The organism is Pseudomonas sp. LPB4.O, assembly GCF_038383825.1.
In the GTDB taxonomy this organism is placed as follows: domain Bacteria; phylum Pseudomonadota; class Gammaproteobacteria; order Pseudomonadales; family Pseudomonadaceae; genus Aquipseudomonas; species Aquipseudomonas putida.
This window is the reverse complement of record NZ_CP151298.1, coordinates 3736336-3752203: the sequence shown is the minus strand read 5'-3', so window position 1 is coordinate 3752203 and position 15868 is coordinate 3736336. Positions and strand designations below refer to the sequence as shown.

The window sequence follows — 15868 nt, the reverse complement described above, 5'->3', positions numbered from 1 at the left end:
TCAGGTGAGCCTATTCAACCGCCTCGGCCACGCCCTGGTCTTCACCCAGGAACCCACCACTCTGGTGCTGCCACAGCCGGGCATAAGTACCATTCTTCGCCAACAGCTCGGGGTGGGTACCTTGCTCGATGATGCGCCCTTCATCCATCACGATCAGCCGGTCCATGGCGGCAATCGTCGACAACCGGTGGGCGATGGCGATGACGGTCTTGCCCTGCATCATTTCGTCCAGGCTTTCCTGAATCGCCACTTCCACTTCCGAGTCCAGCGCACTGGTGGCTTCGTCCAGCAGCAGGATCGGTGCGTTCTTCAGCATTACCCGGGCAATGGCGATACGCTGGCGCTGGCCGCCAGACAGCTTGATACCGCGCTCGCCCACCAAGGTGTCGTAACCGTTGTGGCCCTGGCGGTCGCTGAGCTGGCTAATGAAACCATCGGCCTGGGCATTGGCTGCAGCGGCGCGGATTTGCGCGTCGGTTGCGTCCGGGCGCCCATAGGCGATGTTGTCACGAATCGAGCGGTGCAACAGCGAGGTGTCCTGGGTGACCATGCCGATGGCGCTGCGCAGGCTGTCTTGCGTCACCTTGGCGACGTTTTGCCCATCGATGCGAATTTCGCCACTGTCCACGTCGTAGAAGCGCAGCAACAGGTTGATCAAGGTGGACTTGCCGGCGCCGGAACGGCCGACCAGCCCCACCTTTTCGCCCGGGCGAATATGCAGGCTCAGGTCGTTGAGCACCTGGCGCTCGCCGTTGTAGTTGAAGCAGACCTTGTCGAAGCTCACCGCGCCGCCGCCGGTTACCAGCTCGGTGGCACCCGGCGCATCCTGTACTTTGGGGCCGCGGGTGAGGGTGGCCATGCCGTCCTGCACGGTACCGATGTTCTCGAACAGCGAGGTCATCTGCCACATGATCCAGTGCGACATGCCATTGATACGCAGGGCCATGGCGGTAATGGCCGCGACCGCTCCGGTGCCGACCTGGCCCTGGTGCCACAGCCACAACGCGTAGCCGCCTGCGCCGAAGATCAAGCCCACTACCAGTGCCTGGTTGACGATTTCGAACTGGCTGACCAGGCGCATCTGGCGAAAGCCGGTCTGCTTGAAATCCTCCATGGCTGCACGGGCAAAGTGCGCTTCGCGTTTGGAGTGCGAGAACAGTTTCACCGTGGTGATGTTGGTGTAGGCATCGGAAATCCGCCCGGTCATCGACGACCGTGCGTTGGCCTGTTCTTGCCCGACCTTGCCCAGGCGTGGCACGAAATACAGCATGGCCAGCCCGAACAGCACGAGCCAGGCAATGAACGGCAGCATCAGTTTCAGGGCAAAGCCACCGGCCAGGGCGATGATGGCAATGAAGTACACGCCGATGCCGGGCAGGATCTCGATGAGCGTGAACAATACTTCGCGCACCGCCAGCGCTGTCTGCATCACCTTGGTGGTAACCCGGCCAGAGAACTCGTCGGAGAAGAACGACAGGCTCTGGCGCAACATCAGGCGGTGGAAGTCCCAGCGCAGGCGCAGCGGCAGATTGATTGCCAGCACCTGGTGCTGCACCAGGGTGCGCAGCGCCACCAGCCCGATGCTGGTAACCAGGACGATGCCTATCCCCCACAGTACGTGGCTTTCCTGTGTGCTGGCGGCGGCGCCACCGGCCTGCCAGGCCGAGAGCAGGTCGACCACCTGGCCGAGGAACGCAAACAGCCAGGCTTCGTAAATCGACACCCCGGCACTGAGCAGTGCCAAGGCAAGAATGTAGCCGCGAGCGCCCCGGGTGCAGGCCCACATGAAGCGCAACAGGCCAACTGGCGGCGGCGGTACTTCGTCAGGGGGGAAGGGGTCTAGCCAGCGTTCAAAAATGCGAAGCATGCGTGTCTCCGGTAAATCAGCATCTGCCTGACAGGTAACCTTAACGCACATCGACACATTCGCATGCAGCATCCTGCCCTTGGTGCAGCGTTCGACACACCTTTGCAATTCATTACATTTGCGGTTGACATTATTTTGCCTTGCTGCTGTAGAATTGACGCACTTAAATGGTGCGTCGGTGTTTTTGTCGTTTTTTTGACGAGGGTCAAAAGCCGTCGACGACCCATGTGCAAATCTAGCTTCAAAGCCGTTTAAATTTTTGACGTAGAGCCACTGTTTTGACGAATGGAATGCCGTTGTTGGCTATTTCCGGCATAGGCGCCGAAAGCAGCTGCCTTCATGAACAAGGACTGTACTGGGTAGCCTGTGACGCCACGGAAGACGCCACTTTGCTATGCCGCCAAGTGCTTGCAGGCATGCTAGACGACGTTCGGGCAACCTTGATCACCGATGCGCAAGCCATGGGTGATGTGCTGGGTGCGCTCGATGCGGCGCAGGGCCCGGCCGAGCTGGCACTGTACGAGACCACCCCGCAAGCCACCCTGCACCTAGTTGATGACTTGCCACGCATCGACGTGCCCGGGCGTGTGCTGTTGCTGCTGGCGCCACTCGAGGCCTGGGCGGGCGATGACGTTGCCCGTTGGTGCAATGCCCTGCGGCCCTTATTGCTGGCCGAGGCTGCGCTGCTGCTGGTCATCAGCAGCGGGCAGGGTGTTGGACGGGTGGAGCAGCTGCGCGCGTTCAATCAGGGCGTAGACGGGCTGGCCCAGGTGTACCGCGGCAAAGGTGGGGTGCGCTACCTGCAGCATTTCTGGAGCAACCCACTCGGCAAGGCCGGTACCCGAGACGTGGAGCTGGTGCGCCTTGACACCGGGTTTGCCGTTACCGGAGCGCCGCAGGTGCCATCCGACACCGGTGGTGATGAGTTGCTGTGCCTGGCCCAGCGCCCGGTGCTGGAAGGCGCGCCCGCCTTCTCCGAGCACTGGCAGGTCTGCGAAAACCTTGACGAACTGAGCGCCAAAGCCAGCAGAGCGGTGTCTGCCACGGTGATCTTTGCCATGGATGGCGGGCAGCGCCTGGACAGCCTGGCACGCCAGCTGCACCGCCTGCGCCAGTTACGTGGCAATGCCTTGAAGCTGGTGGTGCGCGAGATGGCGCCAACCCTGCGCTATCAGGACGAGCAACTGCTGCTGGCCTGTGGTGCCACCCAGATCGTGCCGTTCGGTGCCAGCCTGTCGCGTTTCCTGACCATGGTCGAGAGCATCCAGGGTTACGTATGGCGGCGGCATCTGCCGGGCAACTTCGATGCCTTGCTCGCACGGCTGCGGCCGCTGGCCATTTGCGGGCTGGTAGCGCCCCGTGCATTTGCGCAAGCCGTGAACACCATGTGGCACGGTGTGCGCAACGGCGAAATCGTCCACCAGTTGCTGGTATTGCGCCCGGCCCATGGCCTGACCCCGCTGCAGGCCTGTTCGCGCACGGTATTCCGCCGCGATGGTGACATTGCCTGTGTGGTGGGCGAAGTCCTGTTCCTGTTCCTGTTCGCCTGCCGCTCTGAAGGGGTCGAGCAAGCGCTTGACCACATCTTCCAGTTGTCGTGGAAAGAACTGTTCATCAGCCAAGAGGTACTCGCCGGGGTCGACAGCCTGGCCACCCCGGCCTTCCTCGACGACAGCGCACCGCAGCCACCGCGGCTGGATGCATCGGCGCAACAGCCTGCGCACCCAAGGTCGGCCCTGGCACCACGCCGGATTGCCCTGGGCAAGCGGGGTACAGCATGAACTTCGTGCAGCTCCTGCAAGTAATTGCCATCACTGCGCTGGTGACGTTTGCCCTGGCCTTGCTGGTGCTGCGCCTGCGCGTTGCATTGCGCGGCTGGTTGCGCCGCCGCCTTGCACCCCGTTACCTGAAACCGCTGGGCGTCCGCCATCGCGCTGCACGCCAGGAACCCCGTAATGACTAAGACCATCGCCTCCCTCCCGGTACTGGCGCGCTGGCCTGGACTGGGAGGGTGGAACCTCTATTTCCTGGCAAAATTCCTGCTGGTCGCCCTCGGCATGCTGGACTTCCAGGCGCTGCCGAACCTGCTGTTCGCCGCTTTCCTGCTGCTGCCTTTGCCGGGGAGATGGCTGCGCGTCGCGCGGCAGCTGGTGGCGGTGCCGATTGGTGTCGCGTTGTTCTACCAGGACACCTGGTTCCCGCCGTTCAGCCGCCTGCTGGCACAGCCGGGTGTGCTCGACTTTTCATGGGACTACATGCTCGAACTGCTGGGCCGTTTCATCAACTGGAACCTGCTCGGTGCGTTGGCGCTGTTGCTGGTGGGCTACCTGTACTTGCGCCATTGGCTGCGCCTGAGCACCTTGAGCCTGCTGGGGCTGGCGTGGCTGGCCGTGGGCGGGCTGCCTTCACTGGCCGTCAACGCCGGCCAGCCGTCCGGCAATGTGGCTGCCGGCCCCGGCAAGCCCGTGCAGGCCGCAGCGCTTGCCGACAATGCCACGCTCGACAGCTGGCTCGAACGTTTCTTCGCCAGTGAGCGGGAGCGGGTGACGGCATTCCCTGCCATCAATGTTGATGAGCAACCGTTCGACCTGCTGATCATCAACATCTGCTCGCTGGCCTGGGATGACCTGTCTGCCGCGGGGCTGCGTGACAACCCGCTGCTGTCGCGCCTGGACGTGGTCTTCGACCAGTTCAATTCGGCCACCTCCTACAGTGGGCCGGCGGCCATCCGCGTGCTACGTGCCAGCTGCGGGCAGTCGTCCCACGCGGGCCTTTACCAGAGCGCCCCGGAGCAGTGCCTGTTGTTCCAGAACCTGGCCAAGCTCGGCTTCCAGAGCAATACCTTGCTCAACCACAGCGGCCAGTTCGACAACTTCATCGGCGACATCACCCAGCAGCACATGCCGCAGCCCGGCTTGCGCAATACCGACTTCCCGCGCGCGCTGGTCGGTTTCGACGGCTCGCCGATTGCCAGTGACCTGGACGTGTTACGCCGCTGGTGGGGGCAGCGCCAAGGCAGCGCCGCCGAGCATGTGTCGCTGTTCTACAACAGCATCAGCCTGCACGACGGCAACCGTATCGTTACCGCCGACGGCGGTACCCGCGTGGCCGATTACGCCACCCGCGCCAACCGGCTGTTTGGTGAGCTGGGCACCTTCCTCGACGAGCTGGAGCGCAGTGGCCGCCGCGTGGTCGTGGCCATTGTCCCGGAACATGGCGCTGCGCTGCACGGTGACCGCATGCAGCTGTCAGGCATGCGTGAAATCCCTACGCCGTCGATCACCCATGTACCGGTCGGCCTGAAGTTCATCGGCATGGGGCAGCCGGCCCGCAGCGAGCCGCTGCGTGTCGCGGCACCGACCAGCTACCTGGCACTGTCCGAGCTTGTGTCGCGCGTTTACGCCGGCCTGGGCCAGCAGCAGGCGCTGGATGTGCCCGGCCTGCTGGCCGACCTGCCGACCACAGAACAGGTTGCGCAGACCTCCGGGGCGGAGGTTGTGAACTATCAGGGGCGCGCCTACATGCGCCTGCAAGGCCAGCCCGACTGGCAGCCCATCCCCGAGGAGCGCCCATGAACACTGGCAAAGCAGACCCGTCCGACCGCAGCGACGATATCGCCCAGTTGCGCCAGCACCTGGCGATGCCAGACCTGAACTACCAGGACATTTCCATGTTGGTGGGGGTTCAGCAGGCGTTGCAGCGCTGGCCGTTGCTGGGTGAAAGCTATCGGGCCAGCACCCCGGGCGCGTTGCACGCGGCTGCAGCGCAGCGCGAGGGTGTGTCCGCATGACCAGCCTGGCCTTGCACGGCGTGCGTGGTGGCCTGGGGCGCAGCGCCTTGCTGGCCGCGCTGGGCTATGCGCTGCAGGGCGTGGGCGAGCGGGTGCTGCTGATCGACCTGTGCCCAAGCAACTTGCTCGGGCTGCACTTCAACCTGCCGTTAGGTACGCAAGAAGGCTGGGCGCTGGCCGAGCGGCAAGGGCGGCCGGTTGGCGATGCCGTGTATGAAGTACTCGATGGCCTATGCCTGCTGCCGTTCGGCAACCTGCCAGATGGCGTGGCGCGCCCCATGCCCGACGCGCAGGCATGGCGCGCGCGTCAGGCCGAGCTGGCCGGGCATTTCGACTGGGTGTTGTTCGACCTGCCGCAGCTGCCGCCTGATACCGCTGGCCACAGCATCGAGACCGATGTTCGAGTACTGGTGGCCGAGGCCGAGATGGCCAGCCACTTGTTGCTCGGCCGCCAGCCGGTCGAGCGCTACGACATGCTGCTGGTCAACCGTTACGACCCGGCCAGCCGCTTGCAAAGCGACTTGTTGATGGTATGGCGTGACCTGTTCCGTGATCGCCTGCCGATTCAGGTGGTGCACCGCGACGAGGCGTTCCTCGAAGCGTTGGCATGCAAGGCACCGCTCGGCCATTACGCGCCGCATAGCCTGGCCTGCCGAGATGTGCAGAGCCTGGCGGTACGTTGCCTGACGAGGCGCCAGCCGTGACGTTGAGCCCCCTGTCGACCTACACCTGGTTCAGCGCGCGCGGTGCGCGCTTACCGGTCGCGTGCCTGTTTACCCTCGGCGTATGGCTGGCCTTCCTGTTTCTGCGCCTGGAGTCCCCCGCCTGGCAGGCGCTGTTGGCCGAGCGCCAGCGCCTGTACCCGCAACTGGCGGGCAAGCGTCCGAGCCTGGGCGACCCGGTCCGCCTGTTGATCCAGAGCCTGTGGCTGCTGCTAAGGCAGCAACCGGCGCAACACCGGCCAGGGTTCGCGCGGCGGGTCTGGGCCACCGTGCGCGAGCAGTTGCGGAATGCGCGACAGGTTGCGGGCCATTACCGCAGCCTGGTGATCGGCAGGTTGCAGCAGGTACCTGCCCGCTACCGTGGCAGTGCCTTCAGACATGAAGCCTCGGCACGCTTGCGCGGCTTGAGCGTGTTCGCCCGGCGGGCGTTCTACAGTGCGCTGACGCTGTGCGCGACCGGCCTGGCCCTGCTGTGCGTGACGGAGCCCTTCGGCTACCTGGCACAGCTGGTGTTCATCGGCCTGCTGCTGGGCATTGCCATGCTGGTGCGGCACATGCCGGGGCGTTTCCCGACACTGATGCTGATCGTGCTGTCGACGATCATATCCTGCCGGTATCTATGGTGGCGCTACACCGCGACCCTGAACTGGAACGACACCACTGACCTGGTGTGCGGGGTGATCCTGCTGGCGGCGGAAACCTATTCGTGGTTCGTGCTGATCCTGGGCTACATCCAGACCAGCTGGCCGTTGCAGCGCAAGCCGGCGAACCTGCCTGCCAACCTGCAGCACTGGCCAACCGTAGACCTGATGATCCCCACCTACAACGAAGATTTGTCGGTAGTGCGCACCACAGTACTGGCGGCCCTGGGCCTGGACTGGCCACGCGAATGCCTGCGGATCTATATCCTCGACGACGGCCGCCGCGATGCGTTCCGCGCGTTCGCCGACGAGGTGGGGGTGGGCTACATCGTGCGGCCGGACAGCAAGCACGCCAAAGCCGGCAACCTCAACCATGCGTTGGGTGTGACCGACAGCGAGCTGATTGCCATCTTCGACTGCGACCACGTGCCGGTGCGCTCCTTCCTGCAAATGACGGTGGGCTGGTTCCTCAAGGACCCGAAGCTGGCACTGGTGCAGACGCCGCATCATTTCTTTTCGCCCGACCCGTTCGAGCGCAACCTGGGTTCGTTCCGTCGCCGCCCCAATGAAGGGGAGCTGTTCTACGGCCTGATCCAGGACGGTAACGACATGTGGAACGCGGCGTTTTTCTGCGGCTCGTGCGCGGTACTGCGCCGCACCGCGCTGGAAAGCATCGGTGGTTTTGCCGTGGAGACCGTGACCGAGGATGCCCACACCGCCTTGCGCATGCACCGCCAGGGTTGGTCATCGGCCTACCTGAGCATCCCGCAGGCGGCCGGCCTGGCTACCGAGAGCCTGTCGGCGCACATCGGCCAGCGCATTCGCTGGGCACGCGGCATGGTGCAGATCTTCCGCACCGACAACCCCGTGTTCGGGCGTGGGCTGAGCCTGTTCCAGCGGGTGTGCTATGCCAATGCGATGCTGCACTTCCTGGCTGGCCTGCCGCGCCTGGTGTTCCTGACCGCACCGCTGGCGTTCCTGCTACTGCATGCCTACATCATCTACGCACCGGCGTTGATGATCCTGTTGTATGTGCTGCCGCACATGATCCACGCCAGCCTGACCAACTCGCGCATGCAGGGCAAGTACCGGCAAACCTTCTGGGGCGAGGTGTACGAGACCGTGCTGGCCTGGTACATCGCCCGCCCCACCACGGTCGCGCTGTTCGCCCCGAAAAAAGGCAAGTTCAACGTTACCGCCAAGGGCGGCCTGATGGAGCAGGAGCAGTTCGACTGGCACATCGCCCAGCCGTACCTGTGGCTTGCGGCACTCAACGTAGCGGGCCTGGGCTTTGCCGTGTGGCGCCTGTTCACCGGCCCGGCGGCAGAAATCGGCACGGTGATCGTCAGTTCGCTGTGGGTGGTCTACAACCTGCTGATCATCGGCGCCGCGGTTGCCGTGGCCGCCGAAGTGCGCCAGGTGCGCCGCGCCCACCGGGTGCAGATGCGCCTGCCGGCAGGCTTGGTGCTGGCCAGCGGTCACGCCTACCCGTGCACCCTGGTCGATTACTCCGATGGCGGTGTCGGCCTGCAACTGCACGACGGCCTTGCGCTGAAACCGGGGGAGCAGGTGCGCCTGCTGCTCAACCGTGGCCAGCGCGAGTTCGCCTTCCAGGCCTGTGTCACCCGTACGGTCGGGCAGCACGTGGGCCTGGTATTCAACGCGCTAAGCCAACAGCAGCGTATCGACCTGGTGCACTGCACGTTTGCTCGCGCCGATGCCTGGCTGGGCTGGAGCGAGCAGCATGAGGTCGAGCGCCCGCTGCGCAGCCTGGTCGATGTGCTGAAGTTGGGCGGTGTCGGTTACCTGCGCCTGCTAGAGCACCTGCCGCCGTGGGTACACGCGTGGCTGCAGCCACTGCGCGCGCTGGCACGTTGGCTGGCCAGCTACTGGCCCCGCACACCACGGGCTGTTCCTTCTTTGAACCTTGTTGATCGAGACGCATGATGACTGGTTATCCCGCGCGTACCTGGGGCCTGGCGATGGCGCTGCTTGCCGCTTTGTCGCAGCCTGCTGCTGCCGCCTCTGTAGCCCCGCTTGCCGAGCCAGCCGTACCCACGGTACCGAACTGGCCAGTGATGAAAACCTTCGAGCAGCTCGGGCATGCATCCGACAGCCTGTTGCTGGGGGTGCGCAACACTGAACACATCGAGTTCGGCGTGCGTCGCGACCGTCTGGTCACTGACGCCAGTCTGCAACTGGACTACACGCCTTCGCCAGCGCTGCTGCCGAACCTGTCGCATCTGCGCGTCTACCTCAATGACGAAATGATGGGCGTGGTGCCCGTGGAGAAGGACCAGCCTGGCCAGCGCGTGCGCCGCCAGTTGCCGCTGGACCCGAAGCTGCTCAGCGACTTCAACCGGGTACGCCTGGAGTTTGTCGGGCACTACACCGACATCTGCGAAGACCCGGCGCACAGCGGCCTGTGGCTGAACCTCAATCGCAAGAGCCAGGTGCAGTTGCACGAGCAGGCCCTGGCGCTGGACAACGACCTGGCGTATTTCCCGCTGCCGTTCTTCGATGCGCGTGATACCGGCAAAGTGGAACTGCCGGTGGTATTCAGTGGCGTGCCGAGCCTGGGTGAGCAACGCGCGGCGGCGATCCTGGCGTCGTACTTCGGCAGCCAGGCCGGTTGGCGCAAGTCAACCTTCCCGGTGCTGTACAACCGCCTGCCGGCGCGGGCGGGCACGCCAAAGCCAAGCATCGTGTTTGCCACCAACGACCGTCGCCCGGCCTTCCTCGCCGACCTGCAGCAGTTTCCGCCGGTGGATGGCCCGGTGCTGCAGATGATCGACCACCCGGATGACCGCTGGAGCAAAGTGCTGCTGGTACTGGGCCGCAACGACGATGATCTGGTCAAGGCTGCATCGGCGCTGGCGGTTGGGAACAACCTGTTCCGTGGCGCCCGGGTGAAAGTGGAGCAGATGACTGCCTTGCAACCACGTCAGCCTTACGATGCCCCCAACTGGACGCGCACCGACCGGCCGGTACGCTTTGCCGAGCTGCTGGACTACCCCGAGCAGCTGCAAGTCAGTGGCCTTCAACCTAGGCCGGTGACGCTGGAGCTGAACCTGCCGCCCGACCTGTTTGTCTGGCGAAACCAGGGCATCCCGCTGCGCACCCTATACCGCTACACGGCGCCTGCGGTGACCGACGAATCGCGCCTGAGCATCAGCGTCAACGACCAGTACATCACCAGCATGCCGCTGGTGGGCAATGACCGACGCAGCGGCACCCTCGAAGAAATGCGCCTGGCGGTGTTCTCCGGCGACAGCACTGCGTTGACCGAAAAGTCACTGGTGCCGGCGTTGAAAATCGGCGACCGCAACCGCCTGCGCTTTGATTTCAGCTTTGCCAGCACCTTGGGCAGCGCCCAGCGCGACCGTTGCCAGACATCCCTGCCGGTGGATGTGCGGGCAGCGATCGACGACAACTCCACCATCGACCTGTCCGGTTATCACCACTACATCGCCATGCCCGACCTGCGTGCATTTGCCCGCAGCGGCTTCCCGTTCAGCCGCATGGCCGACCTTTCCGAAACCCTGGTCATCATGCCGGGCAAACCCACGGCGATGCAGGTCGGCACCTTGCTCGATACCATTGGCGGGTTGGCCGGGCAAATCGGTTACCCGGCGCTGGGCCTGCAACTGGTGGATGACTGGAAGCAGGCCGCAGCGGCCGATGCCGACTTGCTGCTGATAGGCAGCCTGCCTGAAGCCCTGAGCGATGCGCCCAACCTTGGCCTGCTGCTCAGCGCCCAGCGTGACTGGTTGCTGCAAGGCCGCAGCGCAGGGCTGCCGGGAAGCCAGCGCTTCGACACCGGGGCGGTGCCTGCAAGCAGCCGCGTGGCGGTGAGCGCGCAGGCACCGATCGCGGCCATCACCGGTTTGAAGTCGCCGTTCCACCCGCAGCGCAGTGTCGTTGCCCTGTTGGCCAGCAGCGACAGCGATTACGGCTTGCTGCGCGATACGCTCGGCGATGTGGGCAAGCTCGATGCGGTGGCCGGTTCGGTAACGCTGGTGCGCAGCAGCGGCGTTACCAGCCAGTTTGTGGGCGAGCATTACTTCGTGGGTGCATTGCCGTGGTGGTTGCTGTTGTGGTTCCACTTGTCCGAGCACCCGGTGCTGCTGGCGGCGATCGCGGCCATTTGCGTGGTGCTGTTTGCCTTCCTGCTTTGGCGGGCACTGCGCTGGGCAGGCAAGCGCCGCCTGGGTGAGGCGGGGTGATCATGCGCCGATTGCTGGTGGGGCTGGTCACCTTCGGCCTGCCTTTCTTAGCCAATGCCGCGACGGCCTGTTCCTGGCCCGCCTGGGACCGCTTCAAGGCCGAGCTGGTGAGTGTGGACGGTCGGGTCATCGACCCGAGCGACGAGCGCCTGATCACCACCTCGGAAGGGCAGAGCTATGCGCTGTTCTTCGCCCTGGTAGGCAATGACCGGCAGGCCTTCGCGCAATTGCTGCGCTGGACCACCAACAACCTGGCCGAGGGTGACCTCGCCCGGCATCTTCCCGCTTGGCTGTGGGGCCGTAACAGCCAGCAGCAGTGGCAGGTGCTGGATACCAACAATGCCAGCGACGCCGACCTGTGGATTGCCTACAGCCTGCTGGAAGCGGGGCGGTTGTGGGGCGAACCGGCCTACACGCAACTGGGCCAGCGCCTGCTGTGGCGCATCGCTGCGCAGACCGTACGCAAGCTGCCAGGCCTGGGGGTGATGCTGCTGCCGGGCGACTACGGCTTCGAGGATGCCCGTGGCACGCGGCTTAACCCCAGTTACCTGCCGTTGCAACTGTTCGACCGCTTCAGCCTGGTGGACCCGCTGTGGGGCGAACTGGCGGCCAATACGCGGCGCTTGTGGCTGGCATCGTCACCCAAAGGCTTCGCCCCGGACTGGCTACTGTGGACGCCGGCCGGTGAGCTGGCAGCGGACCCACAGCATGGCAGTGGCGGTGATTACGATGCCATCCGGGTCTACCTGTGGGTTGGCATGCTGGCCAAGGACGCGCCCCAGCGTGCCGAGCTGGTGGCCCGCTATGCCCCGATGGCAGCATTGACCACACGCGACGGGCTGCCGCCCGAGCACGTGGATGCGCGCAGCGGTGCTGCCAGCGGCCATGGCCCGGCCGGTTTCTCTGCGGCCTTGCTGCCTTTGCTGGCGGCTTCTCCCGAGCACGTGGCTGGCCTGGCAGCGCAGCGGCAGCGTTTGCATCAGCAGCCGGTCGAGGCCAAGGCGTACTACAGCCAGGTGCTGGCGCTGTTTGGCCAGGGTTGGGATGAAGCCCGTTACCGTTTTGACTCGCACGGCCACCTGCTGCCGGCCTGGAGTGCGCCATGCAGCGAATGATCGGCGTGCTGATGCTGGCGACGGTGGCTTGCCAGGCCGTCGCACAACCCAAGGACGCCGGGGAGCAGCGCCAATGGCTGCTGGACCAGGTGCGCCGGGGCGAGGCGCTGCACCGCGACGACCTGGTGCGTGATGCACTGGGCCGCCTGCAGCTGCTGGAGCCACGCAACCCGGATGTGTTGCTGGCGGCCTTGAGCCTGGCATTGCGCGAAAAGAACATCACCGAGGCCGAACAGCTGAGTGCCAGGATCAATGCCTTGGCACCCGGTAGCCTGCAAGCGCGCCAGGCCGCGCGCCTGCTCGCGTTGCAGCAGCCAGAGACTGCGCGGCGCTTGCAGCAGGCGCGCCTGCTGGCCGTTACCGGGCGCAATCAGGAGGCGCTGGCGGTTTATGAGCAGCTGTTCGCCGGCGAGCCGCCCAGCCTTGAGCTGGCCCTGGATTACTGGCGCGTGCGCGGCAACCTGCCAGGTCAGCGGCCCGAGGCGATCAGGCAGTTGCAGCAGCTGGACCAGCAGTACCCCGGCAGTGCCGGGTTGCGCCAGACCCTGGCTGGCTGGCTGTTCGCCGAAAAGCGTGACCGCGAAGCGCTGGCACTGCTCGATCAGCTGGCGCGCGACCCCGGCGCCCGGGATGCTGCCGCCCAGCGGGAGTTCGACTACCTGTCCGGGCAAGCGGTGAGCAGCACCAGCGCAGCGGCCTGGCAAGCCTTCCTCAAGCGCTACCCGGCTTCGCCGCTGCTGGCACAGGCCAGCGCCAACCTGCAACAGCAGCGCACGCTGTTGGCCGACCCGTCCTGGCAGGCGGGCCAGCGCGGCAAGGCGTTGCTCGACAAGGGCCGAAATGCCGAAGCCGAAGTACAGCTGCGTCGGGCGCTGCGCCGGTACCCGGACGATGCCAGCCTGCACGGCGCCCTGGGTTATGCGCTGATGCGTCAGGGCCGTTACGAAAACGCCAACACAGCGTTCCGGACGGCGAGTGCCAAGGAACAGGACACCTACTGGATCAGCCAATGGAAGGACCTGGAGTCGTCCAGCCAGTATTGGGCGCAACTTCACAACGCTGAGCGCGCCCTGCAGGCCAACAACCTGCGAGGCGCCCGAGCACTGTACTTGCAGGCGCGCCAGCAACGCCCGAAAGATGAGTACGCCTTGCTCGGCCTGGCCGATGTTTCGCTGGCTGAAGGCGATGCGATTGCCGCCGAGCGGCAGTTCCTGCAAGTGAGGCGCATGGCACCGGATAATGAAAGCGCCGTGCGTGGCCTGATCCGTGTGTACCAGGCGCAATCGCCAGCCAAGGCGCAGGCGTACCTGGACAGCCTGCCGACTCGCCAGCAGGTGCAGTTCGCCAGTTTGCGTCGCAGCCTGGAACTTGCACGCCTGCGTCAGCAGGGTGAGCAGGCGCTGCAACGCGAAGACTGGGCAGCGGCTAGCCAGGTGCTGGCCCAGGCCACTGCCTTGGCCCCCGATGAGCCTTGGCTGGTGTATCAGTTGGCCAACAGCCTGCGTCACCAGGGCCGCACCGCCGAGGCCGATGCGGCCTTCGCCAGACTGGTGCAGCACCAGCCGCGCGACCCAGCAACCCGCTATGCCCATGGCCTGTTCCTGGAGTCCAGCGACCGTGATGCCTTGGCCCTGGACAGCCTGGGTGCAGTGCCGCAGGCAGCCTGGAGCGCTGACATGCATGCCCTGCAGCAGCGCATTCAGCGCCGCGTGACCCTGGCCTCGGCGCAGCAGCTGCAGGCTCAAGGCCGCGTTACTGAGGCGACAGCCATGCTTGAAGCCAGCCTGGCGCGTGGAGAAGGCGGCCCCGACGACCTGATATTGTTGGCCGACTGGGCGGCAGCGCGCGGTGAGCCTGACAAGGCTCGTGGTTATTACCAGCGTGTGCTGGCCATACAGCCCGGGCGACCGGAAGCGCGCCTTGGCGTGATCGAAAGCGCGGTGGCTGAAGGCAATCTGACCAAGGCCCGGCACATGATGACCGTGCAGGTGCCACAGGTGGCCGCCGATGACAGCAACGCCCAGCGGCGCCTGGCGGCTGTCTGGGTGGCCTTGGGCAATCACGACCAAGCGGCCGCGCTGCTCGACCGGCTTGCAGCGCAGCAGCCCCGGCCTGACCCATTGTTGCGCCGGGACGCTGCCCGCCTGGTGGCGCAGCACGAGCCGCAACGGGCGCTGGACCTCTACGCCGCAGCAATGGCCGATGCGCAGTTGCTGGACCGTGCTGCCGCCTCGCCACGGGATGACCGTGCCCTGACGCTGGCCAGCCGTGAACAGGACGCCGACGACTGGCTGGCGCGTAGCCTGCGCAGCGACGTCGATGCGTTGTATCGCCAGCGGAATACCCATGTGACGCTGATGCACGACTACGGTTGGCGCCAGGACGACGGTACGCCGGGCACCTCCGAGCTGAGTACCCAGTCGACCTTGTTGCATGTCGATACCCCTTGGCAGGACGGCACCGCCTTTGCCCGTGTTGAGCGCATCGGCATGGATGCAGGCTCGTTCGAGCAGAACGATCAGGGCCGCTACACACCCGACTTCGGTAGCTGCCAGTTTGTCGGCCGGACCGCTGACGGGAAATCGCTGCCTGCGTGCTCCGGCGGCTCGCAGACCGCTGATGGCAGCGTGCTGGCGCTGGGTTGGCAGGGCGGCCGTTGGGCGGTCGACCTGGGCACCACCCAGGGCTATGCGGTCAATAACTGGCTGGGTGGCGCAACGCTCAGCGGAGACCTCGGTCAAGTTGGCTGGTCGCTGACTGCATCGCGGCGGCCCATGAGCAACTCGCTGTTGTCGTTTGCCGGCGCACGCGACCGCCCGACAGGCGTGCGTTGGGGCGGTGTCACAGCCAATGGCGGCACGCTTGGCCTGAGCTGGGACCAAGGGGGCGACAACGGTGTCTGGGCCAGCGTGGGGCATCACTGGCTGTATGGCGAAAACGTTGCCGACAACCAGCGCACTCGGGCCATGGCCGGCTATTACCACCGAGTGGTGGAAAGGGCCGACGAGCGTGTGCGTGTTGGCCTGACGCTGATGCACTGGCGCCATGACAAGGACCTGGGCGGCTACAGCCTGGGGCAGGGCGGCTACTACAGCCCACAGCGTTACACGTCGGTAGGCGTGCCGGTCAGTTACGCCTGGCGCAACTACGACTGGTCGCTGTTGCTGGAGGGTTCGGTCAGTTGGTCCCAGGCCCACAGTGGCAGCAGCCGGTTGTACCCGGACGCCCACGTCAATCGCAGGGTGCTGGCGCAATATGACGTTGACTCCAACATTTATGCCATGAGCGAAGCCAGCGACAGCAGCGGGCTGGGCTACCGCCTGCGCGGCCTGTTCGAACGGCGCCTGAGTGATCGGTGGGTACTGGGCGGCGGCTTCGACTGGCAGCACAGCGATGACTACGCGCCTAGCCATGCCATGCTCTACCTGCGCTACCTGTTCGAGCCGTGGCGGGGCAACCTGGCCTTGCCGGTAACGCCGCTGGAGCCTTACAGCGAGTGGCGTTGAC

Annotated in this window: 10 protein-coding genes; 9 read left to right on the top strand and 1 reads right to left on the bottom strand. The window is 65.3% G+C overall.

The window, feature by feature from the left end:
• Positions 1-10: 10 nt before the first annotated feature.
• On the bottom strand, positions 11-1867 hold the full coding sequence (locus MRBLPB4O_RS16880) for an ABC transporter ATP-binding protein (RefSeq protein ID WP_341795986.1): 1857 nt from the start codon (positions 1865-1867) through the stop codon (positions 11-13).
• Positions 1868-2157: 290 nt separating this feature from the next.
• Between MRBLPB4O_RS16880 and MRBLPB4O_RS16875 the strand changes: the two genes are divergently transcribed.
• Genes MRBLPB4O_RS16875 through bcsC form a run of 9 tightly spaced genes read left to right on the top strand, consistent with a single transcriptional unit; the run spans position 2158 to position 15867 of the window.
• Positions 2158-3648, top strand: a complete 1491-nt coding sequence (locus MRBLPB4O_RS16875) for a BcsE family c-di-GMP-binding protein (RefSeq protein ID WP_341795985.1) — start codon at positions 2158-2160, stop codon at positions 3646-3648.
• Positions 3645-3830, top strand: a complete 186-nt coding sequence (bcsF, locus tag MRBLPB4O_RS16870; protein WP_016500280.1) for a cellulose biosynthesis protein BcsF — start codon at positions 3645-3647, stop codon at positions 3828-3830. The genes MRBLPB4O_RS16875 and bcsF overlap by 4 nt, the downstream gene beginning before the upstream one ends.
• Positions 3823-5442 carry a cellulose biosynthesis protein BcsG gene (gene bcsG / locus MRBLPB4O_RS16865; protein ID WP_341795984.1) on the top strand — a complete coding sequence of 540 codons (1620 nt, stop codon included), beginning with the start codon at positions 3823-3825 and terminating at the stop codon, positions 5440-5442. The genes bcsF and bcsG overlap by 8 nt, the downstream gene beginning before the upstream one ends.
• Entirely contained in the window at positions 5439-5657 is a 219-nt protein-coding gene (gene bcsR, locus MRBLPB4O_RS16860) for a cellulose biosynthesis protein BcsR (protein WP_016500278.1), read from the top strand. Before bcsG ends, bcsR begins: the two co-directional genes overlap by 4 nt.
• On the top strand, positions 5654-6361 hold the full coding sequence (gene bcsQ, locus MRBLPB4O_RS16855) for a cellulose biosynthesis protein BcsQ (RefSeq protein WP_241800889.1): 708 nt from the start codon (positions 5654-5656) through the stop codon (positions 6359-6361). Before bcsR ends, bcsQ begins: the two co-directional genes overlap by 4 nt.
• Complete coding sequence (bcsA, locus tag MRBLPB4O_RS16850) at positions 6358-8967, top strand: UDP-forming cellulose synthase catalytic subunit (protein ID WP_341795983.1); 2610 nt, start codon at positions 6358-6360, stop codon at positions 8965-8967. The genes bcsQ and bcsA overlap by 4 nt, the downstream gene beginning before the upstream one ends.
• Positions 8964-11246 carry a cellulose biosynthesis cyclic di-GMP-binding regulatory protein BcsB gene (gene bcsB / locus MRBLPB4O_RS16845; protein ID WP_341795982.1) on the top strand — a complete coding sequence of 761 codons (2283 nt, stop codon included), beginning with the start codon at positions 8964-8966 and terminating at the stop codon, positions 11244-11246. The genes bcsA and bcsB overlap by 4 nt, the downstream gene beginning before the upstream one ends.
• The gene (gene bcsZ, locus MRBLPB4O_RS16840) at positions 11246-12361 is read left to right on the top strand and encodes a cellulose synthase complex periplasmic endoglucanase BcsZ (protein WP_341798901.1); all 1116 of its coding nucleotides are present in this window, start codon (positions 11246-11248) and stop codon (positions 12359-12361) included. The genes bcsB and bcsZ overlap by 1 nt, the downstream gene beginning before the upstream one ends.
• Positions 12349-15867 (top strand): cellulose synthase complex outer membrane protein BcsC, encoded by a 3519-nt coding sequence (gene bcsC, locus MRBLPB4O_RS16835; protein WP_341795981.1) that lies wholly within the window; start codon positions 12349-12351, stop codon positions 15865-15867. The genes bcsZ and bcsC overlap by 13 nt, the downstream gene beginning before the upstream one ends.
• Position 15868 lies beyond the last annotated feature (1 nt).